Raw genomic sequence first — 19,785 nt, 5'->3', positions numbered from 1 at the left:
CGGTGAGCGGGCCGACGCCCCCGGCGTCGGGGGCCGGGATCGACCTGTGGGCCGGATACCGAGGGGCCGTCACGCGCCACGACGCGCTCGGGCCGGGTCATGCCGGGTCCTCCAGCCGGCGGGCGCGGTCGGTGAGGTGGCGGCGTTCGGGGGCGCTGTCGGTGCGGCGGGCGGCCTCGCGGTACGCGTGTGCGGCGGCCTCCCGGTCGCCCCGGAGCTCCAGCAGGTGGGCGCGGGTGGCGAACAACCGGTGGTGACGCGCCAGGCGCTTGTCGCCCTCCAGCTCCGCCAGCAGGGCGAGGCCGGTGTCCGGACCGTGCACCATGGCCAGGGCGACGGCGCGGTTGAGGGTGACCACCGGGTTCGGTCCGAACCGCTCCAGCAGGCCGTACAGGGCGAGGATCTGCGGCCAGTCGGTGGTGCCGGTGTCCTCCGCCTCGTCGTGCACGGCGGCGATCGCCGCCTGCAGCTGGTAGGGACCTGCCCGGCCCCGCGGCAGGACGCGGCTGACCAGCTCGACGCCCTCGGCGATGAGCGAGCGGTCCCACCGGTCACGGTCCTGATCGGCCAGCGGCACCAGCTCGCCGTTCGGACCGGTGCGCGCCGGGCGGCGGGCGTCGGTCAGCAGCATCAGCGCGAGCAGGCCCGCGGTCTCGGCGTCCTCGGGGACGAGGCCGTGCAGCAGCCGGGTGAGCCGGATCGCCTCGGTGGACAGTTCCGGCGCGGTCAGTTCCGTACCGCCGGTGGCCGTGTACCCCTCGTTGAAGATCAGGTAGAGCACGTGCCGGACCTCGGCCAGCCGCTCGGTGGCCTCCGGGCCCTCGGGCAGCGCGAGCGTGCCGCCGGCCTTCCCGACGGCCGCCTTGGCGCGGCTGATGCGCTGGGCCATGGTCGCCTCGGGCACCAGGAACGCCGCGGCGATCTGAGCGGTGGTCAGGCCGCCGACCGCCCGCAGGGTCAGCGCGATCCGGCTCGGTGCGGACAAGACGGGATGGCAGCACAGGAACAGCAGGGCCAGCGAGTCGTCCCGGTCCGTGGCGGGCACGGCGTCGGCGGCGGGGGCGAGCAGCGCGGACTGCGGGGTGGCCAGGGCCAGGGCCTCCTCCCGGCGGCGGCGCGCCGCCTCGCTGCGCACCCGGTCGGCCAGCCTGCGGGAGGCGACGGTGACCAGCCAGCCGCGCGGGTTGTCCGGGACGCCGGCGTCGGGCCACTGCACGGCCGCCGCCAGCAGCGCCTCCTGCACGGCGTCCTCGCTCAGGTCGAAGGCGCCGTGGCGGCGGACGAGCGTGCCGAGGACCTGCGGCGCCAGCTCGCGCAGCAGGTCCTCGACCTCACGGCGTACGGTGCTCACAGGTCTCCCGCGGACTCGTGGAGCACCGGCCACAGCTCCACCGGCTCGGCATCGGCGAACGGCATGTCCGCGGCGATCTGCTGCGCCCGCTCCAGGCTCTCGCAGTCCAGCAGGTAGAAGCTGGCCACGTACTCCTTGGTCTCCAGGTACGGGCCGTCGGTGACCGCCGGGACGCCGTCCTCGCGGCGCACCAGCCGGGCGGCGGCGGCATCGGCGAGGCCGTAGGCCCCGAGCAGTTCGCCGCTCTCCCGGTACTTCCTGTTGAACGCCTCCTGCCGGGCGATCGCCTCCGGCCACGCCTCCGCGGGGAAGGCGTCCCACTTGGCCTGGTTGCCGTAGATCATCGCGACGTACTTCATCCCGGGTGTCCTCCCCGTCCCGCGCGCCCCGTCGGCGCGCTGTCACCCTTCGGTCGGAGCGGGGAGCGGCTCCTCGACATCCGACCACGGTCTTTTTTCATCTTTCTTCGCAGCCGCCCCGTCACCCCCGTGAGCGGCCGGGCGGCCGGAGCACCCGGGCACCGCGGTGATCAACATACGGTCCGGCCGCCCGCCGGGCCACCGTTGCGCTCGCCGGTCACGAACCGGGTCGGGCGGGCGGGCGACGGAGCCGGGGCCGTGGAGCAGGAGCGGGCGAGGCGGGGACCGGCACGCCCGCCGTCTCAGGGGTGCATCCGCGCCCCCTTCAGGACCTTGTCCACCGCGTTCCTCGGGCCGTACACCGCCAGGCCGACCAGGTCCAGGTCCGACGTGCCCACGGCCCGGACCGCCGCGCGGTTGGCCTCGTCGTGGCCGGTGGTGAACAGGTCGCCGGTGAAGACCGCGCGCGGCAGGGCGCGGGAGAGGGCGCGTGCGTGCGCCGCCCCCAGGGTCTCCTTGGTGCCCTCGAAGACCAGCACCGGCTGGCGGAACATCGGCAGGTAGGACACCCGGTCCGCGTCCTCGTACGGTTCCCCGATCACCTCGGGCAGGTGCGTGCCCAGGCCGCTGACCAGGAACGCGGTGACGTTGAGGCGCTGCCAGGTCTCCAGGTCCCCGCGCAGCAGTACGGCGATCTTCGTGTCGAAGCGTGTGCTCATCGTGCTCATGCCGTGAGACTGCCGCCCGGGGCGCGGGGGCGTCTTGTACGTTGTTTGCATGGCCGCAGAGCACGCCGGGCGTCCCGAGCGGACCGTCTCCGCCTGGCGGCCCGACGTCCCGGGCGTCGTGGAGGTCTTCCACGCCCGCTTCACCGGATACGCCTACCCGATGCACGTCCACGACGCCTGGACGCTGCTGATCGTCGACGACGGCGCCGTGCGCTACGACCTCGACCGGCACGAGCACGGCACCCCGCACGACACCGTGTCCCTGCTGCCGCCGCACGTCCCCCACAACGGCTCCCCCGCCACCTCCGACGGCTTCCGCAAGCGGGTGCTCTACCTCGACGGCACCCACCTCGCCGACGACCTCATCGGGGCCGCCGTGGACCGGCCCGACCTGCGCGATCCCCTGCTGCGGCGGCGGGTCGGACAGGTGCACGCCGCGCTCGTGCGGCCCGGCGACGAACTGGAGGCCGAGAGCCGGCTGACCCTCGTCGGGGAGCGGCTGCGCGCGCACCTGCGGTCCCGGGAGGACACCGCGGGGACGCACCGGCGGGACCCCGTCCTCGCGCGGCGGCTGCGCGAGCTGCTCGACGAGCGGGTCGTGGAGGGGCTCGTCCTGCGGGAGGCCGCCGCGCTGCTGTCCGCCCATCCCGCCCACCTGGTGCGGGCGTTCAGCGGCGCCTACGGCATCGCGCCGCACCAGTACCTGATGTCCCGCCGGGTGGGCCGGGCCCGCCGGCTGCTCCTGCGGGGGCGGTCGCCGAGCGAGGTCGCGGCCGCCACCGGGTTCTACGACCAGGCCCACCTCACCCGGCACTTCCGCAGGCTGGTCGGGGTCACGCCGGGCCGCTACCGCGCGGCCGGCCGGCAGGCGCCCGTGCCTACCGGTCCGAGGGGCGCCCCAGCAGGTGGGTGAAGGCGTCCAGGTTGCGGGTCGACTCGCCGCGCGACACCCGCCAGGCGTACTCCTTGCGGATCGCCGAGGCGAAGCCGAGTTCCAGGAGCGTGTTGAAGCTGCCGTCGGCGGCCTCCAGGACCTGGCCGAGGAGGCGGTCGAGTGCGTCCGGGGTGACGGCGGGCAGCGGGAGGCGGCCGGTGACGTAGACGTCGCCGAGCGGGTCGACGGCGTAACTCACGCCGAAGAGCTTGAGGTTGCGCTCCAGCAGCCACCGGTGGACGGCGGCCTCGTTCTCGTCGGGCCGGCGGATGACGAAGGCGTTGAGGGAGAGCGTGTGCCGGCCCACGATCAGGGAGACCGTCGTGGACAGCTTCCGGGTGCCGGGGAGTTTCACGACGTAACCGCCGGACGCGGGGGTCTCCCAGTCGAGTTCGGCGTCCTTCAGGACGTCCTCGACGATCCGCACCGCCCGCCGCTGTGCTTCTTCCGCCTCCGTGTCAGCCATGGTGGGAGCGTACGTGACGGCGGTGCGCCTGCGTCGCGGCCGTGTAGACGTCGGCCGTGGCGGCGGCCGCGGTGTCCCAGCCGAAGGACCGGGCGTGCCGGGCTGCGGCCTCGCCCATCCGGTCGGCGAGGTGCGGGTGGTCGGCGAAGTCGCGCAGCACGCGCGCGTAGGCGGCGGGGTCGTGGCCCCGGACCAGGAAGCCGGTGTGCCCGTCCCGCACGGCCACCGGGAGGCCGCCGACCGCGGCGGCGAGCACCGGGGTGCCGGCCGCCTGCGCCTCTATGGCGACCAGGCCGAACGACTCGCTGTAGGACGGCATGACGAGGACGGACGCCGCGCGGAACCAGTCCGCGAGCCGGTCCTGCCCGACCGGCGGGTGGAACCGCACGACGTCCGCGATGCCGAGGCGGGCGGCGAGCTTCTGCAGGCCCTCCGGCCGGGCGAGGCCGCTGCCGCTGGGGCCGCCGACCACGGGGACGCAGATCCGCGCGCGCAGCTCGGGGCGTTCGTCGAGCAGGACGGCGACCGCGCGCAGCAGCACGTCCGGCGCTTTGAGCGGCTGGATGCGGCCGGCGAAGAGCGGGATCAGCGCGTCCTGCGGCAGGCCGAGGCGGGCGCGGGCGGCGGCGCGGCCGTCGGCGGGGCGGAAGCGGGAGAGGTTCACACCGGGGTGCACGACGGCGACCTTGCCGGGGTCGGCGGCGTAGTGCCGGACGAGTTCGTCCGCCTCCTCGGCGGTGTTGGCGATCAGCCGGTCGGCGGCGTCGACGATCTGGGTCTCGCCGATGACGCGGGCGGCGGGCTCGGGGGTGTCGCCGTCGGCCAGGTTGGCGTTCTTGACCTTGGCCATGGTGTGCATGGCGTGCACCAGGGGGACGCCCCAGCGCTGGGCGGCGAGCCAGCCGACGTGGCCGGAGAGCCAGTAGTGGGAGTGGACCAGGTCGTAGTACCCGGGGCGGTGGCCGGCCCAGGCCTGCATCACGCCGTGGGTGAAGGCGCACAGCTGGGCGGGCAGGTCCTCCTTGGCGAGGCCCTCGTAGGGGCCGGCGTCGACGTGCCGGACGAGGACGCCGGGGGCGAGTTCGACGGCGGGCGGGAGGGCCGCGGTGGTCGAGCGGGTGAAGATCTCGACCTCGATGTCGAGGGCGGCGAGGCGCTGCGCCAGCTCCACGATGTAGACGTTCATGCCGCCGGCGTCGCCGGTTCCCGGCTGGTGAAGCGGGGAGGTGTGCACGGAGAGCATCGCCACGCGGCGGGGCTGCCTGCGGTGCAGCCGCAGCCGCGGGGGTGCCCCCGGGGAGCGCCGCCCGAGCCTCGCGATGTACTGGCTCACGTGGCGTTCCTCCTCGCTGCGGGCACGACGGTCGCGGGGCCTGCGGCCCCGTGGGGGGTCAACGCCGCAGGACTTCGATCCCATTTCCGGGCGCCCCCTCGCCGGGCCGGTTCTTTGCCGAATCATTACTGACCTTCGCTCAACCGTTCGAGAGGGGAGGGCGTGGTGCGGGAGGCGGGACGCGGGGGCCTGGTGCGGGGCGGTCGCGGCGGCTTCCGCGCCGCGGGGCCCCGGCGGCCCCGGCGGATCGTCCGGCCCGCTCCGGGGCCCCGCCTACCCTCGTACGCATGAGGTCCCGCGCCGACTCCCTCTCCCGCCCCCGGCTTCTCCCCCCCTCCCCCCGGCCGCGTTCCGGCGGGAGGGCCCCCGTCGTGGGCACGGTGACGCGCGGGACGACCAACCCCAACCGGCTGCGCCGCATGGACCGCTGGATCACGGCCGTGCACGGCGCGGAACTGCGCCGCGCGGCCGACCCCGTCGCCGTCGACCTCGGCTACGGCGCGGCCCCCTGGACGGCGGTCGAGCTGCTGCACCGCCTGCGCACCGCGGCGCCGCGCGCCCGCGTGGTGGGCGTCGAGATCGAACCGGCCCGGGTCGCGGCCGCACGGCCGTACGAGCGCGACGGACTGTCCTTCCGGCACGGCGGCTTCGAGATCCCGGTCCCCGGACGACCGCTGCTGGTCCGCGCGGCGAACGTGCTGCGCCAGTACGACGAGGCGGAGGTCGCCGCCGTGTGGCGGCGGCTGTGCGCGCGGCTGGCGCCGGCCGACCCGGCGACGGGGTCGCGCGGCGGACTGCTGGTCGAGGGGACCTGCGACGAGGTCGGACGCCGGCACGTGTGGGTCGCCCTCGGCCCGGAGGGACCGCGCACGGTCACCTTCGCGACCCGGCTGGGCTCGCTGGAACGCCCCTCGGACCTGGCGGAACGCCTGCCGAAGGCACTCATCCACCGCAACGTCCCCGGGGAGCCGGTGCACGCCTTCCTGCGCGACTTCGACCGCGCCTGGGCCGCCGCCGCGCCCTACGCCTCGTACGGCGCCCGGCAGCGCTGGATCCGGGCGGTGCGGGACCTCGCGGCCCACTGGCCGGTGGCGGACGGACCGGCGCGGTGGCGGCAGGGGGAGGTCACGGTGCGCTGGGAGGCGCTGGCGCCCCGGCACTGACCCGGCGGCCGGGCTCCGGGCGCCGGGAGGGGCCGGCCCCCGGACGACGCGGGGGCCGCGACACGCGGGGCGGGGGGAACGATCTCCGTGAGTCGTTCGTCACACCGGCAGGATGATCGCCATGCCGGACGAGAACAGCGGGGAGCACGGGGCCTGTCGCTCCGCGCACCGACGTGGCAGCATCCCGGACGACCGGATGTTACTGACGATTAACCAGTCGGGGGGCGGAGTCATGCGCAGGAGCAGGCGCGGGCTGACCGCGGCGGCCGTGGCCGTGGTCTGCGCGGTCGCGGTGCTGGCGGCGCCGGGGACGGCGTTCGCGGACCCCGTCCCCCCGCCGTCCCCGGGCGCGGGCGCGAGCGCCCCGTCCGCCACCGACGCGGAGCTCGAGGCCGTCCGCAAGAAGCTCGACCGGCTCTACCGCGCGGCGGCCGTCGCCACCGACGAGTACAACGACGCGGAGGAGAAGGCGAGGAAGCAGTCCGCCGAACTCGCCCGGCTGGCCGAGAAGATCGTCGAGGGCCGGGAGCGGCTGGACGGCCTGAGGGAGCGCGCGGGCGCCGCGGCCGCCGCCCAGTACCGCGGGGGCGGGCTGCCGCCCGAGGCGCACCTGGTGCTGAGCGACGACCCGCGGGACTTCCTGGACGGCGCGGGCCTGGTGCGCCAGGGCGAGCACGCGACCCGGGGGCTGCTCGGCGAACTGACCCGCGCGCAGCAGGACCTGGAGCAGTACGCCGAGGACGCCGACGCGCAGTGGCGCCGGCTGGAGGCGGGCCGCGCGGCCAAGGCCAGGGCGCAGAAGAAGATCGAGGAGCAGATCGAGGCGGCCGAGAAGCTCGAGGCGGACCTGGAGCAGGAGGAGCGCGAGCGCCTGGCCCGGCTGGAGGAGCGGGCCGCCCGGCAGGCGCAGGCCGACTGGCTGGGCTCCGGCGTCCTCGACGGGATCCGGGCCCGGGCCAGCGCGCGGGGCGAGAAGGCCGTCGCGTACGCCACCGCGCAGATCGGCAAGCCCTACCAGTGGGGCGCCGAGGGCCCCGAGGCGTACGACTGCTCCGGGCTGACCTCGCAGGCCTGGGCGTCGGCGGGGCTGGGCGTCCCGCGCACCTCGCAGGAGCAGTGGCGGCAGCTGAGGAAGGTCGAGATCGAGGACATGCGGCCCGGCGACCTCATCATCTACTTCGGCGACGCCAGCCACGTCGGGATGTACGTCGGGGACGGTTCCGTCGTGCACGCCCCGCGCCCCGGGCGGACGGTGACGATCGCGGGAGCCGGGTCGATGCCGATCCTCGGAGTGGTGCGCCCGGACGCGGACTGAGCGGCGGGCCGGCGCCGTCCTCCCGCACGGCCCGACCGCGTGATCCGGGCCGTGCGCCCCGTCCCCACGCGCCCGTCCCCACGCGCCCGGGCCGCGCGGTCCGGGCCGCGTGCCCGGGCCCTCCCTGCCCCGGCCGCGTGACCTGCCCCACGTGACCCGTTCCACGCGGATCCCGCCGTCCCTTCCCCGCGAGCGTGACGTTCGTCATCCCCCTCGGCGTCTCCGGCCTGTCCAACTGCGGTAGCAAACGCGGCATATGACAGTGACCGGCGGCCGGCCGACACGCGCCGTGCCATTCCGCTGCGGCGCCGTCACCCGCTATCGTCCCGGTTCGAAAAGGGGCACCCTCGCTCGCACAGAGGTACGAACCGGGGGAAGGGCCGAGATCCCTCGCCCCCACCGTGCCCTCGGGGGGAGGGAAGGAACCCGGAACCATGCCCGCACCCGTACCGCGGCAGAGAGCGATTCCGGCCGCGGAAAGCGGTCGGGCGCCGGCCGCACCACCGCACGGCGATCCCGCCCCGGCGGCCCCGCACGCGGCGGCCCCGTCCGAGAACGGCGCGGACCCGGCGCGCCCCGCGCAGGACCGGGCCGGGACGACCGCCCCCGCCCCCCTCACCCTGCTGCTGATCGAGGACGACCCCGGCGGCTCGCCGATCGTGCCGGACCTGCTGGACCAGGCCGGCAAGCCGATCCGCGTCCGCACCGCCCGCAACCTCACCGAGGCCGAGCGGCTGCTCACCGACGACGTCCACTGCATCCTGCTGGACCTGGCGCTGCCCGCGCCCGGCCGGGCGGGCGGCGGGGACGACGAGCTCGCCGTGCTCAGGCACGTGCTGGAGCTGGCGCCCCGGCACGCAGTCCTCGCGCTCACCGCGGCCGACGACGCCGAGCGCGGCGCGGAGGCGGTGCGGGTGGGCGCCCAGGACTACCTCGTCCGCGACGAACTGGACGGCCGCCTGCTGAGCCGGGCGATCCGGTACGCGGTCGAGCGCAAGCGTTCCGACTCCGCCGAGCGGCGGCTCGCCGAGGGCCGGCTCCGCGCCCAGGAGAACGCCCGGCTGGAACGCGGTCTGCTGCCGACCCCGCTGCTGGAGGGCTCCCCGCTCCGCTTCGCCGCCCGCTACCGCCCCGGCCGCTCCCGCGCCCTGCTCGGCGGCGACTTCTACGACGTCGTCCGCACCCCGGACGGCACCGTGCACGCCATGATCGGTGACGTCTGCGGCCACGGCCCGGACGAGGCCGCCCTCGGCGTCGAGCTGCGCATCGCCTGGCGCGCGCTGACCCTGGCGGGGCTGTGCGGCGACGAGCTGCTGGGCACGCTCCAGGAGGTGCTGGAGCACGAGCGCGCGGACGAGGAGATCTTCGCCACCCTGTGCACGGTCGACATCGCCCCGGACGGCCGCCGGGCCGGCCTGTGCCTGGCGGGCCACCCCTCGCCGCTGCTGGTCCGCCCGGGCCTGCCCGCGCGGCTGCTGCCGTACGACGACAACGGCCCGGCCCTCGGCCTGCTGCCCGGCGCCCGCTGGCCGCGGACGCAGGTGGAGCTGGGCGCCGAGTGGAGCCTGATGCTCTACACCGACGGCCTGATCGAGGGCCGGGTCGGGGACGACGGGGAGCGGCTCGGTCAGGACGGGATGGTGGACGTGGTCCGCCGGCAGCTCACCGCGGGACTGCGCGGCGAGGAACTGCTGCGGGCGGCGGTCAACGAGGTCCGCGACCTCAACGGCGGCGAGCTGACGGACGACGTGGCGGTCCTGCTGCTGGACCGCGCGCCGTAGCCCGGCGGGCGGGCGCCGGCCGGCGCCCGCTCCCCACCGGTTCCTACCGGCCGCCGTTCCACGGGCCGTACGGACCGTCGCTGCTGGAGCCCCTGCGGCTGCGCCCGCCGCCGGGGAGGCCGCGCAGGGCGGGACGGACGTCGACCATGTACACGATGGTCGCGATCAGACCGATGATCGGCAGGAACGACAGGACGTTGAAGATCAGGTTCACCACGAAGGCGAGCCCCAGGATGATCAGCCAGAACGGCTTGGTCTTCTTGTCGGCCGCGCGGTAGGCGTCCTCACGGCGCGTGGCGGCGTCGATCAGCGCGAAACCGCTGAAAAGGATCAGGGCCATGCTCAACAGCCACATCAACCCCGCGAAGCCCTGCATCAGCACTACGTCCACCACCTGACTCGGCTCGTCCCTACGCGGCAACCGTACCCGCAACCACCGGCCGGCTATCCGGACAACGGGCCGGGCACCGCGAGAGTGCCCGGCCCGTCCCGCCGGCCGGCCGCGCCCCGCCGCTCACTGGGCGGGCGGGGTCGTCTTCCTGGGCGTGGCCTTGCGCGCCGGAGCCTTCTTGGCGGCGGCGGGCTTCTTCGCCTCGGCGGACCCGTTCTCCGCGGGCCCCGGGGTCCCCGGCGTCCCCACGGTCCCGGCGGTCGCGGCGGTCCCGGCGGGCTTGCCGTCCCCGGACCCGACCGGCTCGGGCCGGGGCGCGGGCTTCGGCCCGGCGGACGGCTCGACGGCCACGGCGATGTCCTCGATGCCCTCGGCGGCCTCGCCGCGCCAGGTCCGCACGGCCTGCTCGCCGTGCTCGGCGACCTTCTCGTAGGTCTCCCGGGCCTTGACCGCGTACTCGGCGGCGACCCCGACCCCGCGCAGCGCGAGGTCCTGGGCGGTCTCACCGAGCTTCCTCAGGTCGGTGTCGAGCGAGCCGAGGAACTCGCCGACCTTGGCCTGCAGGGTCTCCTGCGTCTCCCGGACCCGGTGGGTCGCCCTCTCCTGGACGGCCTTGGGGTCGGTGTTGCGGACGGCCTCGATGCGGGCCGGGGCCTCGGTGCGCAGCTGCTCCACCAGGACCGGCACCTTCCTGGCCTGCCGCAGGGCGAGGTCGGCGGTGCCGGCCGCGAAGTAGAGGGGGGTCGGGTTGCGGAAGGTCTTGCGCAGGTCGTCGGTGATGGCCATGGTGATGGTCCTCCCGGATTCGTTTCGGCTGAGGGTTCGTGTGGTCCGCGGCGGGCGGCCGGCGCCCTGGTCCGGCTCAGCCGGCCGTCCGCCGCGGACCGGTGTCGCTTCCGCCGTCGGCGCGGGGGCGGCCCCCGGCGGACGTACCGTTCTTGCTGGTGGAGCCGCGGCGCCCGGCGGAGGTGCCGCCGCCGGCCGTACGGCTCCGGCGTATCCCGGCACCGCCGCCCGGGGCGTCCTCCGCACGGTCGCCCCCGTCGGTGCCGCCGGTCGCCCCGACCGTGTCGGTCGCCTCGGGCGCCTCAACCTCCTCGGACGCCTCGGACGTCCCGGTGGTCGTCTCACCGCCCTCGGGGCCGCCGAAACCGTTCTCCTTGCGGAAGGACTCGTAGATCTGGAGCAGCACCTGCTTCTGACGCTCGGTCAGCGTGGGGTCGGCGAGGAGGACGGCCCGCGTCTCGACCTCGTCCCGGCCCCGCTCGGCGTCGAGGATCCCGGCCCGGACGTACAGCGTCTCGGCGGAGATCCGCAGCGCCTTGGCGACCTGCTGGAGCACCTCCGCGCTCGGCTTGCGCAGCCCGCGCTCGATCTGGCTGAGATACGGATTGGACACCCCGGCGGCATCGGCGAGCTGCCGCAGCGACAACTGCGCGTTGCGCCGCTGCTCGCGCAGGTACTCACCGAGATTGCCGACGTTGAGCGATGCCATGCCTCCACCATGACGCACCCCGCTAACTATTGCAAGCACCTGCTTGCAGGAGTGCGCCACCGGGTGCTCCGGACGAGCGGGGGCGCAGAGGCCGGTCGTCCTTTCCCGTGTTTGTGGGGTTTCCCGCTGGATCCGCTCGGCGAAGTGATCGCGTCACGGTCGATCCGCGCGACGAGGTCCCTCGGGGCCGGTCCATGGACGTCGTGCGACGAAGACGAACTCCTTGCCCGGCCTGTCGGGCGCGTCGCGGACGCCCTCCACCTCATAACCCTGCGCGATCAGCTCCGTCTCGACCTCCCGCCGCTCGCGGAAGCGCAGGGTGGAGTCCGACGTCAGCACCTGCCCGTCGGCAGCGAACACGTAGGTCCAGCGGAACGTCACCAGCGGCCCGCTCACCTCCAGCACCTGTACCCAGCTCTCGACGGCGCCGACTCCCGGGACCTGCATCACGCGGTACGAGGCTTCGCGATTCCACTCCTCCCAGGCGCGTCCGGCCGGATCCCGGGTCTCGAACACCAGACGGCCGCCGGGCCGTAGCGCTTCGTACGCGCCACGCAGGGTCTCCCGCCACGCCTGCGGATCGAGGATCTGCTGGGCGACGTTCGCCGTCATCGTCGCCAGGTCGACCCGCAGCGGCGGGAGCGTCGTCGCATCGCCACAGATCCAGCGCACTCGCTCGCCGCCCGGCTTGGCCCGGGCCACGTCGATGGACGCCCGGGCGGGATCGACGCCGACCACCTCGATCCCGCGTCCGGCCAGCGCAAGTGCGAACACACCCGTCCCGCAGCCGATGTCCAGCACCTGACGCGCCCCGAACTCCTCCGTCATCCCCACGTACGCGTCGAGATCGGTGCGGTCGGGGTCGAGCGGGTCATAGATCGCGGCGAGTCGTGGATGCCCGAAGCACTCGTCAGCCATGCGACCGACCGTACGGGGAGCCGGGCTTGCCCGTCTCATCGATTTTCCCGGTTGCCGGAGGTGTTGGCGTCTCCCTCGGTCGGGATCCCCCGGTCGAGATCCCCCAGCCGGTCACCTGGAGCAGGCTCGTCACCGTTCGGACCCACTGGGCCGACCGGCTCCGGAACCGTCCCGGCAGAACCGACGGGGTCCGGCTCGGGGACGCCTCGTCCTCCAGGTCCTCCGGGGACGGACATCGGCGAAGAGGGGGCGGGGAGACGGGGAGGAGGAGAGAGGGCGGGGAGGCGGGAAGGACGGGAAAGGCGGAGACCGGGGAGCGCGCGGGCGGCAGACTGCTCCCCATGACCGCACCGGATCCCAAGACCGACCTCCGCCTCTCCTTGCAGTCCGCCCGCGACGCCCTGCTCTGGAAACTCGAAGGGCTCCCGGAGTACGACGTCCGCCGCCCGCTGACGCCGACCGGCACCAACCTCCTGGGCCTGGTGAAGCACGCGGCCGGCGTGGAACTGGGCTACCTCGGCGAGGTCTTCGGCCGTCCCTCCGGCGAGCCGCTGCCCTGGCTGGAGGAGGGCGCCGAGTCCCACGCGGACATGTGGGCCACCGCCGAGGAGTCGCGCGAACGGATCGTGGGGCTCTACCGCCGGGCGTGGACGCACGCGGACGCGACGCTCGACGCGCTGCCGCTCGACACGGTCGGCAGGGTGCCGTGGTGGCCCGACGGCAGGGACGGGCTGACGCTGCACCAGGCCGTGGTGCGGGTGCTCGCGGACACGCACCGGCACGCCGGGCACGCCGACATCCTCCGGGAACTCCTGGACGGCGCCGTGGGGATGCGGGAGGACAACGTCAGCGTGCCGTCGCAGGACCCGGCGTGGTGGGAGGCCCACCGCGACCGGCTGGAGCGCGTGGCGCGGGAGGCCGGCCGGAACGCGTGACGCCCGGCGCGCCGGGGCGACGCGCCCGGGGCCGCGCCGCCGGCCCCGGACGGGAAGCACCCCGTCGCACCCCCGGCGCACCCCGGCGCGCCCTCGGACGGAGCCCGGGCCGCCCGGCGGTCCCGCCCGCTCCGGCCGGGCGGCCCTGATCCGTACGGGGCCCCCTCCCCTCCCCGACGGCCCGGGACGGGACGGGCGCGGCCCGTACACCCACTTTTTTGTGCGTACTTGGCAGCCCCCCGGCCCTGCGCGAACCTGGATGCGGCCGGTCCACCGGGCACGGGGGGACGGAGGTGACGCGGGCGACGGCGGTCGTCAGGGGACCGGCTCGGTGGCCACGGCCATCCTCTCCAGGCGGCGGTGCCCCCAGTCGGAGAGGGGGGCGAGGGCCTCGGCGAGGTCGCGGCCGAAGGCGGTCAGGGAGTACTCGGTCTTCGGCGGAAGCACGTCGTGGACCCGCCGGTCCACCAGTCCGTCCGCCTCCATCTCGCGCAGCGCCTGGGTCAGCACCTTCTCGGAGAGACCGGGCACCCGCCGGCGCAGTTCGGCCGGCCGGTGCGGACCGGACTCCAGCAGCCACAGCAGCGTGGTCTTCCACTTGCCCTCGATCACGGAGATCGCGGCGGTCACCCCGCAGACGTTCGGATCGTGGCGCCGGTGCGTCACCCTGCACCCCCTTCGTCGCTTCTGCGAACTTTGTCCGCTTCACTTCAGTGCTCGATGATCGACAGTCACGTTACGGGAGTTGAATGATGTCCGCGCACACCCACCAGTCCGCCGTCACCGTCCTCGGGCTCGGCCCGATGGGCCGGGCGCTGGCCGAGGCGTTCCTGGCCGCGGGGCTGCGCACCACCGTCTGGAACCGCACGCCCGGCCGGGACGGCGAGCTGGTCGCCCGGGGCGCGGTCCCGGCGTCCTCACCCGAGGAGGCGGTCGCCTCCTCCCCGCTCACCGTCGTCTGCGTGGTGAACTACGACGCCTCGGACGCCGTCCTGCGCCGGGACGCCGTCGCCGACGCGCTCAAGGGCCGCACGGTGGTGAACCTGAGCGCCGACACCCCCGAACGCGCCCGGGACACGGCCGGGTGGGCGGAGCGGCACGGCATCCGCTACCTGGACGGCGCGATCATGACCCCGACCCCGGCCATCGGCACGGACGACGCGGTGCTCCTGCTCAGCGGCCCCGAGGAGCTGTACCGCCAGCACCGGCCGGTGCTGGCGGCGCTCGGCGGCACGCACACCCACCTCGGGGAGGAGATCGGCCGGGCCGCGGCGTACGACATCGCGCTGCTCGACGTCTTCTGGACGGCGATGGCGGGGTACGTCCACGCCCTCGCCGTGGCCCGGGCGGAGGGCGTCACCGCCGGCGAGCTCGCCCCCTTCGCCCAGGGCATCGCCGCGATCCTGCCGCCCCTGTTCACGGAGTTCGCGGCCGACGTCGACGCCGGCACGTACTCGGGCGAGCTGAACCCGATCACCTCGGCGGCGTCGACCATGGCCCACGTCGTCCACGCCTCCGAGGCGCACGGCATCGACGCGAGCGTGATGCGCGTGATCGAGGGGCAGGCCCGGCGGGTCATCGCGCTCGGGCACGGGGCGGACGGGTTCACCCGGGTCGCCGAGGTGCTCGCCCGCCGCTGAACCGCCCCGGGCGGCGCCCCCGGGCCGGAGCGCGGGCGGGTGCGGGTCCGCCGGGGCCGCGGGCGGACCGGCCGGCTCCCCTCCGGTCCCGGCCGTCACCGGACCGGCCCGTGCTCCCCGGAGGTCACCGGGAGAGGGTCAGGTCCGTCGTGATGGTCTCCCAGAGGGCGTCGAACCACTTCCGGGACTCCTCCACGAACGCCCGGTCCCGCTGCCCCGCCTGCCGGACGAAGGAGAAGAGCAGGGACTGGGAGCCGAGGGCGTCGTACATCTCCAGGGTCCGGCTCTCCCACTCCTCCTCGCGCCGGGTGAGCAGGTAGTAGCCGATCAGCGCCTCCTCCCCGTTGAGCAGGTACAGCTTCACGGGCGGGGTGAAGGGGAGCGCGCGGAACGAGACGTGCACGTCGATGCCGTGCGTGGCGCGCAGGGCGAGCAGGTTGTGCCGGAGCACGCGGGCCTGGGCGTCGCGCTGGGCCAGCCAGCGCTCGTGGACCGGGTCGTCGGGGCCGTCGCGGCCCTCGACCGGGACCGGGAAGGCCAGGTTGATGCTCCGGGAGGGCAGCAGGAGGCGGACCTCGACCGACTCGGGGCGCAGGCGGCCCTCGTGGATGTGCCGGACCGGTTCGCTCAGCGCCAGCATGAGGCTCTCGGCCGTCAGGCAGACCGCGTCGATCCGCACGCGGTCCCGCGCGAAGGCGTCCGTCAGGCGGGGCGCCAGCCCCACCATCGTCGGCTGGGGCTCCTCCCGGGCGGGGGCCGGTTCGGCGATCCGCGGCGGGCTGCCCTTGCTGACGTTGGTGAGGAGGCCGTCCTCCTGGAGCGCGCGCAGGGCCTGGCGCACGGTGCCGCGCTCCACGCCGAACTCCTCGGCGAGTTCGGCCTGGGTGGGCAGCCGGTCGCCCGCCCTGAGCTCGCCGGTGCGGATGCGTTCCCGCAGGATGTCGGCGATCTCCTGGGGTGAGAGCTTCCTGCCGCCGTTCACTGACACGTTCTCCTGGGCCACGGCCAAACGCTACAACTCAGATCCATTCAAAGGGAGTTGCTTGAAAGTTGTTTACCAGGGGCAGCCAAGTGGGGACAACATAAGCAAAGTTGGCAGCCAACTCAGTTGAGTTGGCAGAAGTTCGGAGGTTCCTCCTCCGGTCCGCTCCGCCGACGTCACGCCCGTCCGCCCGGCCAGCCCGCCCGAAGGGGGGAACACCGTGCCCGCACTCGCCCTGGTCTCCGCCGTCCTCGTCATCACCCTGGAGGAGTTCGTCCAGTGGCGGTACGGCGTCGCGGGCCTCGTCGGCCTGCTGCTGCTCACCGTGGGCATCAAGGCCAAGAGCCCGGGGGTCAGTTCCGCCGGGGCGGTCCTGCTCGCGCTGCTGGTGGCGAGGCCCGCCCTGTGAACGGCGCCGGGTGCCGGGCGCCCGGGGGAGACGTCCGTCCGTGAGCACCGGCTCCGAGCCGATCGTCTCCCCCAGCGCGTCGAACCACCGGCGGGACCGCTCCACGAGGGCGGTGTCCCGCGGGCCGACGTGCAGTGGGCGAACAGCACCTCCGCGCCGTTGAGCGGGTACGGCTTCACCGGCGGGGTGAAGGGCAGCGCCCGGGACGAGACGCGCACGTCGATGCCGTGCGTGGCGCGCAGGGCGAGCAGGTGGTGCCGGAACACCTGCCCCCGGGCGCCGCGCCGGCCGGCGCTCGTGGACCGGGTCGCCGGGACCGGCGCGGACCCCGACCGGGACCGGGAAGGCCGGGTCGGCCTCCCGGGAGGGCAGCGGGACACGGGCCTCGATCTTGGCCGGTTTCAGCCGCCCGGCGTGGATCCGGCGCAGCGGCTCACCGGGGGCGAGCGTGAGGGAGGCCGAGGTCAGGCAGACGGCGTCGATCCCGACGTGCGCGGCCGCGAAGGCGGTGGCGATCCGGAGCGCGAGGTCCGCCGTGGGGGGCAGCGGGGGTGCCGCGGGGCCGGCCGGCGCTCCTCCGGCGGCGACGGCGACGGTCGCCGGGGCGCCCCGGGAGACGTCGGTGAGCGACCGCTCGGACCGCGGGATGCGCGGGGCCTGGCGCACGGTGCCGCGCTCGACGCCGAGCTCCTCGGCGCGCCGGGCCCGCGTGGGCACGCGCGGTCCCGGCCGCAGCGCTCCGGACCCGATGCGGGCGCGCAGTTCGCCGGCCACCTCGCGAGGTGCGCTCCGCGGCCGCCGCGCTCCCTTCCCTCCCTCGACGGAGGCGTGTTCCGGCTCCACGGCCGAACACTACAACTTCCCGCCATCTTTGGGCAGTTCACTTGAAGGTGGTTATGAGCCTCCCCCAAGTGGAGATAACCAAAGACAAGTTGGTAACCAACTTGAGCAACATGGTCGGCACACAAGGAGGTTGGCCACCAGGGCAACGGTTGGGAACCACCGACGACAAGGGGGACCGTCATGCCGCTCATCGCTCTCGTCCTCGCCGCCCTGGCCATCGGGTTCGAGCAGCTCGTCCAGTGGAAGTACGGGCCGATGGGGATCATCGCCTTCGTCGCCCTCACCGTGGGCATCAAGGCGCGGAACACCACGGTCAGCGGCATCGGCGCGGTCATCCTCGTGATGCTGCTCGCCCAGTCCGGCTGACGGCACACCGCACGGACCACCGACCGGGCTCCTCTCCGGAGGGGAGCCGGGAGCCCTGTCGGCCGGCACCACCCGCACCACCACAACCACAACCACAACCGAACAGCTCGCTACGGATGAACGCACACCCGTCGTCGACGGAGGGAGGCAGGCAGCAGGGGCGCGAGGGCGACCGCGCCCGGAACGGGTCCGGGCACCACGGTCGGCCCGGACGCACGCAGCAGGGCGCCGGCCCGACGGGCGGCGCCCGCTCGTCCTTCCCGCACCCGGCCCCGGGCCGCCCGCCGCACCGCCGGCCCGTCGCCCGGCCACGGCCCCGTCGGCCCGGCGACGTCCGGCGCGGGAGCGGCGCCCTCCCCGGTCGACGCGCGGGACCCGGTCCCGGCGCCGCACGCGGTCGCGCCACCGGCGACGGCGGTCTCCCGCGGGCCCCTCGGCCCGTCGCCCCTCCGCGCTCCCCGGACCTCCCGGCGCGCGCCCCTTCCCCGGGTCCCGTGAGGACACCGCCCGGTTCCGCGGGTCCCGCTAGAACACCGCCCGGATCTCCCCCACGACCTCCGCCCCGCCCGTCAGCGGCGCCCGGCCGATCCGCTCGACCACCGGTGCGTCCACCCCCATGAGCCCCAGCGCCCGCGCGAGCACCGGGCCCAGGGCCCGCACCGCCCCGTCGTCCACCTTGAAGGCGAGGGCGCGGCCGTCCGGCAGCGCGACGGCCTGGACGGCCTCCGCACCCATCTTGGACAGGGCGCCCGGGACCTCCCGCATCAGCCAGGTGTCGGCGCGGCGGGTGCCGGCGACGTACTCGGGGTGGGCGCGCATGGCGTCCGCGACGCGGCGCTCGGGCGTGCCGGGCTCCGCGAGGACGAAGGAGCGGTAGGCGCGGGCCAGGCCGAGGAGGCTGACCGCCATCAGCGGGGCGCCGCAGCCGTCCGTGCCGACGGCGGCCACCCGCTCGCCCGCCGCGTCCTCCACACCCTCGTGGACGAGCCGCTGGAGCGGGTGGTCCGGGTCCAGGTAGGTCTCCAGCGGCCAGCCCCGCAGCGCGCAGGCCGCCAGCATCGCGGTGTGCTTGCCGGAGCAGTTCATGACCGTCTTCTCCCGCACCCCGCCGGCCGCGAGGTACGTCTCCCGTTCCTCCGCGTCCAGCGGCAGGTCCGGCGGGCAGCCCAGCTGCCGCTCGTCCAGTCCGTGCTCGGCCAGCATCTTCCGGACCAGGTCGCGGTGGAAGACCTCCCCCGAGTGGCTCGCGGCGGCCAGCGCCAGCCGCTCCCCCGCCAGGTCCAGGCCCGCCCGCAGCACGCCCGCCGCCTGCATCGGCTTGTTGCTGGACCGCGGGAAGACGGGCGCCGTCACCTCGCCCAGCGCCAGTTCCACGGCTCCGTCGGCATCCAGCAGGACCAGGCTCCCGCGGTGCCGTCCCTCGACGAAACCGGAACGGACGACCTCGGCGAGAACGGGCGGAACGGCGGACGGGGACGGGGACGGGGACGGGGACGGTGCGGACATCGGCGGTGGCCTTCCGGACGGGGACGCCCCGCCCGGCGCGGGGGCGGCCGGGATCACCGGCCCGGCCCCCGCCTCACACGAGCAGGTCGTCGACTTGGGCTTCTCCCTCACGGTACCTGCGTGCGATCTCCGCGCTGCAGCCGTCGGCCGTGCGCTGCAGCCGCTGCCGCCGCCGGGACACCTGCTGCTCGTACCGCTTCAGCCGCCCCATCGCCGTGCTCAGCTCCCCGTCCGTGCGGGCGCCCAGGTCGGACAGCTCCACCTCGCCGAGCACCTCGGCCGCCAGCCGCCGGTACTCCTCGCCGCGCGGCGTGCCCAGCGTCACGTGGCGGGCGGAGGACCGGTGCCGGGCCGGGGTGTCCCGCAGGATCTCCGGCAGCCGCTCCACCACGGACGCCTCCACCGGATCGGCGGCGGCCGATGCGGCGTCCGCGGGGGCGCGCCGGGTCAGCTCCGCCCCCAGGATGTCGATCCGCCCCTGGATCAGCCGCCGCACGTAGCTGAGGTCGGTCTCGTCGCGCTGGGCGTCGCGGCGCAGGGCGCGCAGCTCGGCCAGGCTGAGCACGGTCAGCTCGTGCTCCGGCCGTTCCTCGGGCAGCACCGGGCTGTCCGTGCGCTGCGTGGGCGGCCGGTGGAACTCCCGCTCCCCGACAGCCGGTTGGGTCAACGAGACAGCCACAGGCGGCTGCCCTGCTCCCGATGTGCTCATATGCCTCAACCGTCCCCTCGACCGGCATGTGCCAGCATCGTGCCACCCCGGACGGCCACCATGTGACCGAGTACACCCGATCCGCCCCAGATGGCGGTTAAGGAGTAAAAATAGCCCGGTCGGGGAGTCGCGCGGACCACCGTCGGCCGCCTGTTCGCCGA

Annotated in this window: 21 protein-coding genes and 1 pseudogene; 8 read left to right on the top strand and 14 right to left on the bottom strand. The window is 75.0% G+C overall.

All coding sequences use genetic code 11. The annotated features are described in order from the left end of the window. Positions 1-97 precede the first annotated feature (97 nt). From ACZ56B_RS15195 to ACZ56B_RS15185, 3 genes are all read right to left on the bottom strand, one after another. Complete coding sequence (locus ACZ56B_RS15195) at positions 98-1,351, bottom strand: RNA polymerase sigma factor (protein ID WP_468789961.1); 1,254 nt, start codon at positions 1,349-1,351, stop codon at positions 98-100. After that, positions 1,348-1,710: a YciI family protein gene (locus tag ACZ56B_RS15190; protein ID WP_468789960.1), complete on the bottom strand. Its 363-nt coding sequence runs from the start codon at positions 1,708-1,710 to the stop codon at positions 1,348-1,350. Before ACZ56B_RS15190 ends, ACZ56B_RS15195 begins: the two co-directional genes overlap by 4 nt. Before the next feature lie 302 nt (positions 1,711-2,012). Continuing rightward, on the bottom strand, positions 2,013-2,489 hold the full coding sequence (locus tag ACZ56B_RS15185; protein WP_468789959.1) for a DUF2000 family protein: 477 nt from the start codon (positions 2,487-2,489) through the stop codon (positions 2,013-2,015). On the opposite strand from ACZ56B_RS15185, the gene ACZ56B_RS15180 reads away from it, so the two are divergent. After that, positions 2,488-3,351 (top strand): AraC family transcriptional regulator, encoded by an 864-nt coding sequence (locus ACZ56B_RS15180; RefSeq protein ID WP_468789958.1) that lies wholly within the window; start codon positions 2,488-2,490, stop codon positions 3,349-3,351. The genes ACZ56B_RS15185 and ACZ56B_RS15180 overlap by 2 nt on opposite strands. Here the strand turns inward: ACZ56B_RS15180 and ACZ56B_RS15175 are convergent. Further along, positions 3,317-3,838, bottom strand: a complete 522-nt coding sequence (locus ACZ56B_RS15175; RefSeq protein ID WP_468789957.1) for a type III secretion system chaperone family protein — start codon at positions 3,836-3,838, stop codon at positions 3,317-3,319. The genes ACZ56B_RS15180 and ACZ56B_RS15175 overlap by 35 nt on opposite strands. Continuing rightward, complete coding sequence (gene mshA, locus ACZ56B_RS15170; protein ID WP_468789956.1) at positions 3,831-5,171, bottom strand: D-inositol-3-phosphate glycosyltransferase; 1,341 nt, start codon at positions 5,169-5,171, stop codon at positions 3,831-3,833. Before mshA ends, ACZ56B_RS15175 begins: the two co-directional genes overlap by 8 nt. A 371-nt stretch (positions 5,172-5,542) precedes the next feature. Here mshA and ACZ56B_RS15165 point away from each other — a divergent pair, with 371 nt between their 5' ends. The 3 genes from ACZ56B_RS15165 (at position 5,543) to ACZ56B_RS15155 (ending at position 9,430) form a co-directional block, all read left to right on the top strand. After that, the gene (locus ACZ56B_RS15165; RefSeq protein WP_468789955.1) at positions 5,543-6,334 is read left to right on the top strand and encodes a class I SAM-dependent methyltransferase; all 792 of its coding nucleotides are present in this window, start codon (positions 5,543-5,545) and stop codon (positions 6,332-6,334) included. Positions 6,335-6,566: 232 nt separating this feature from the next. Beyond that, complete coding sequence (locus ACZ56B_RS15160; RefSeq protein ID WP_468789954.1) at positions 6,567-7,649, top strand: C40 family peptidase; 1,083 nt, start codon at positions 6,567-6,569, stop codon at positions 7,647-7,649. Positions 7,650-8,083: 434 nt separating this feature from the next. Next, the gene (locus ACZ56B_RS15155; protein WP_468789953.1) at positions 8,084-9,430 is read left to right on the top strand and encodes a PP2C family protein-serine/threonine phosphatase; all 1,347 of its coding nucleotides are present in this window, start codon (positions 8,084-8,086) and stop codon (positions 9,428-9,430) included. A gap of 43 nt (positions 9,431-9,473) precedes the next feature. Here ACZ56B_RS15155 and ACZ56B_RS15150 read toward each other — a convergent pair whose 3' ends face one another. The 4 genes from ACZ56B_RS15150 to ACZ56B_RS15135 all read right to left on the bottom strand — a co-directional run bounded on the left by ACZ56B_RS15150 (position 9,474) and on the right by ACZ56B_RS15135 (position 12,234). Continuing rightward, positions 9,474-9,806, bottom strand: coding sequence for a DUF2516 family protein (locus ACZ56B_RS15150; protein WP_468790017.1), 333 nt, complete (start codon positions 9,804-9,806; stop codon positions 9,474-9,476). 138 nt (positions 9,807-9,944) lie between these two features. After that, on the bottom strand, positions 9,945-10,607 hold the full coding sequence (locus ACZ56B_RS15145; RefSeq protein WP_468789952.1) for a hypothetical protein: 663 nt from the start codon (positions 10,605-10,607) through the stop codon (positions 9,945-9,947). 76 nt (positions 10,608-10,683) lie between these two features. Next, positions 10,684-11,316: a helix-turn-helix domain-containing protein gene (locus tag ACZ56B_RS15140; RefSeq protein WP_468789951.1), complete on the bottom strand. Its 633-nt coding sequence runs from the start codon at positions 11,314-11,316 to the stop codon at positions 10,684-10,686. Positions 11,317-11,469: 153 nt separating this feature from the next. Then, entirely contained in the window at positions 11,470-12,234 is a 765-nt protein-coding gene (locus ACZ56B_RS15135; protein WP_468789950.1) for a class I SAM-dependent methyltransferase, read from the bottom strand. Positions 12,235-12,575: 341 nt separating this feature from the next. On the opposite strand from ACZ56B_RS15135, the gene ACZ56B_RS15130 reads away from it, so the two are divergent. Beyond that, complete coding sequence (locus ACZ56B_RS15130; RefSeq protein WP_468789949.1) at positions 12,576-13,169, top strand: DinB family protein; 594 nt, start codon at positions 12,576-12,578, stop codon at positions 13,167-13,169. Positions 13,170-13,484: 315 nt separating this feature from the next. On the opposite strand, the gene ACZ56B_RS15125 is transcribed toward ACZ56B_RS15130, so the two are convergent. After that, complete coding sequence (locus ACZ56B_RS15125; RefSeq protein WP_468789948.1) at positions 13,485-13,835, bottom strand: winged helix-turn-helix transcriptional regulator; 351 nt, start codon at positions 13,833-13,835, stop codon at positions 13,485-13,487. Positions 13,836-13,921: 86 nt separating this feature from the next. Here ACZ56B_RS15125 and ACZ56B_RS15120 point away from each other — a divergent pair, with 86 nt between their 5' ends. Further along, positions 13,922-14,809: an NAD(P)-dependent oxidoreductase gene (locus ACZ56B_RS15120; RefSeq protein ID WP_468789947.1), complete on the top strand. Its 888-nt coding sequence runs from the start codon at positions 13,922-13,924 to the stop codon at positions 14,807-14,809. A 124-nt stretch (positions 14,810-14,933) separates the two neighbouring features. Here the strand turns inward: ACZ56B_RS15120 and ACZ56B_RS15115 are convergent, their stop codons facing one another. After that, the gene (locus ACZ56B_RS15115; protein ID WP_468789946.1) at positions 14,934-15,818 is read right to left on the bottom strand and encodes a GntR family transcriptional regulator; all 885 of its coding nucleotides are present in this window, start codon (positions 15,816-15,818) and stop codon (positions 14,934-14,936) included. Positions 15,819-16,011: 193 nt separating this feature from the next. Between ACZ56B_RS15115 and ACZ56B_RS15110 the strand changes: the two genes are divergently transcribed. Beyond that, entirely contained in the window at positions 16,012-16,200 is a 189-nt protein-coding gene (locus ACZ56B_RS15110; protein WP_468790015.1) for a hypothetical protein, read from the top strand. 36 nt (positions 16,201-16,236) lie between these two features. Here the strand turns inward: ACZ56B_RS15110 and ACZ56B_RS15105 are convergent. Next, positions 16,237-16,974 (bottom strand): annotated as a pseudogene (locus tag ACZ56B_RS15105) (GntR family transcriptional regulator); the annotation flags it as partial. A gap of 249 nt (positions 16,975-17,223) precedes the next feature. Between ACZ56B_RS15105 and ACZ56B_RS15100 the strand changes: the two are divergent. Beyond that, complete coding sequence (locus tag ACZ56B_RS15100; RefSeq protein WP_468789945.1) at positions 17,224-17,409, top strand: hypothetical protein; 186 nt, start codon at positions 17,224-17,226, stop codon at positions 17,407-17,409. Positions 17,410-17,934: 525 nt separating this feature from the next. Here the strand turns inward: ACZ56B_RS15100 and ACZ56B_RS15095 are convergent. After that, the gene (locus ACZ56B_RS15095; protein WP_468789944.1) at positions 17,935-18,915 is read right to left on the bottom strand and encodes an asparaginase; all 981 of its coding nucleotides are present in this window, start codon (positions 18,913-18,915) and stop codon (positions 17,935-17,937) included. Between the two features lie 73 nt (positions 18,916-18,988). Next, positions 18,989-19,624, bottom strand: coding sequence for an RsiG family protein (locus tag ACZ56B_RS15090; protein WP_468789943.1), 636 nt, complete (start codon positions 19,622-19,624; stop codon positions 18,989-18,991). Positions 19,625-19,785: the final 161 nt, after the last annotated feature.

The organism is Streptomyces sp. NPDC034670 (assembly GCF_055574875.1).
This window is presented reverse-complemented; position numbering and strand designations above follow the sequence as displayed.

What these genes read in the sequence shown, in the direction of transcription:
- ACZ56B_RS15190 (WP_468789960.1), bottom strand. Translation starts at nt 1,710, where the DNA reads ATGAAGTACGTCGCGATGATCTACGGCAACCAGGCCAAGTGGGACGCC.
- ACZ56B_RS15180 (WP_468789958.1), top strand. Translation starts at nt 2,488, where the DNA reads ATGGCCGCAGAGCACGCCGGGCGTCCCGAGCGGACCGTCTCCGCCTGG.
- ACZ56B_RS15185 (WP_468789959.1), bottom strand. Translation starts at nt 2,489, where the DNA reads ATGCAAACAACGTACAAGACGCCCCCGCGCCCCGGGCGGCAGTCTCAC.
- ACZ56B_RS15175 (WP_468789957.1), bottom strand. Translation starts at nt 3,838, where the DNA reads ATGGCTGACACGGAGGCGGAAGAAGCACAGCGGCGGGCGGTGCGGATC.
- ACZ56B_RS15160 (WP_468789954.1), top strand. Translation starts at nt 6,567, where the DNA reads ATGCGCAGGAGCAGGCGCGGGCTGACCGCGGCGGCCGTGGCCGTGGTC.
- ACZ56B_RS15155 (WP_468789953.1), top strand. Translation starts at nt 8,084, where the DNA reads ATGCCCGCACCCGTACCGCGGCAGAGAGCGATTCCGGCCGCGGAAAGC.
- ACZ56B_RS15150 (WP_468790017.1), bottom strand. Translation starts at nt 9,806, where the DNA reads ATGCAGGGCTTCGCGGGGTTGATGTGGCTGTTGAGCATGGCCCTGATC.
- ACZ56B_RS15145 (WP_468789952.1), bottom strand. Translation starts at nt 10,607, where the DNA reads ATGGCCATCACCGACGACCTGCGCAAGACCTTCCGCAACCCGACCCCC.
- ACZ56B_RS15140 (WP_468789951.1), bottom strand. Translation starts at nt 11,316, where the DNA reads ATGGCATCGCTCAACGTCGGCAATCTCGGTGAGTACCTGCGCGAGCAG.
- ACZ56B_RS15135 (WP_468789950.1), bottom strand. Translation starts at nt 12,234, where the DNA reads ATGGCTGACGAGTGCTTCGGGCATCCACGACTCGCCGCGATCTATGAC.
- ACZ56B_RS15130 (WP_468789949.1), top strand. Translation starts at nt 12,576, where the DNA reads ATGACCGCACCGGATCCCAAGACCGACCTCCGCCTCTCCTTGCAGTCC.
- ACZ56B_RS15120 (WP_468789947.1), top strand. Translation starts at nt 13,922, where the DNA reads ATGTCCGCGCACACCCACCAGTCCGCCGTCACCGTCCTCGGGCTCGGC.
- ACZ56B_RS15100 (WP_468789945.1), top strand. Translation starts at nt 17,224, where the DNA reads ATGCCGCTCATCGCTCTCGTCCTCGCCGCCCTGGCCATCGGGTTCGAG.
- ACZ56B_RS15095 (WP_468789944.1), bottom strand. Translation starts at nt 18,915, where the DNA reads ATGTCCGCACCGTCCCCGTCCCCGTCCCCGTCCCCGTCCGCCGTTCCG.
- ACZ56B_RS15090 (WP_468789943.1), bottom strand. Translation starts at nt 19,624, where the DNA reads ATGAGCACATCGGGAGCAGGGCAGCCGCCTGTGGCTGTCTCGTTGACC.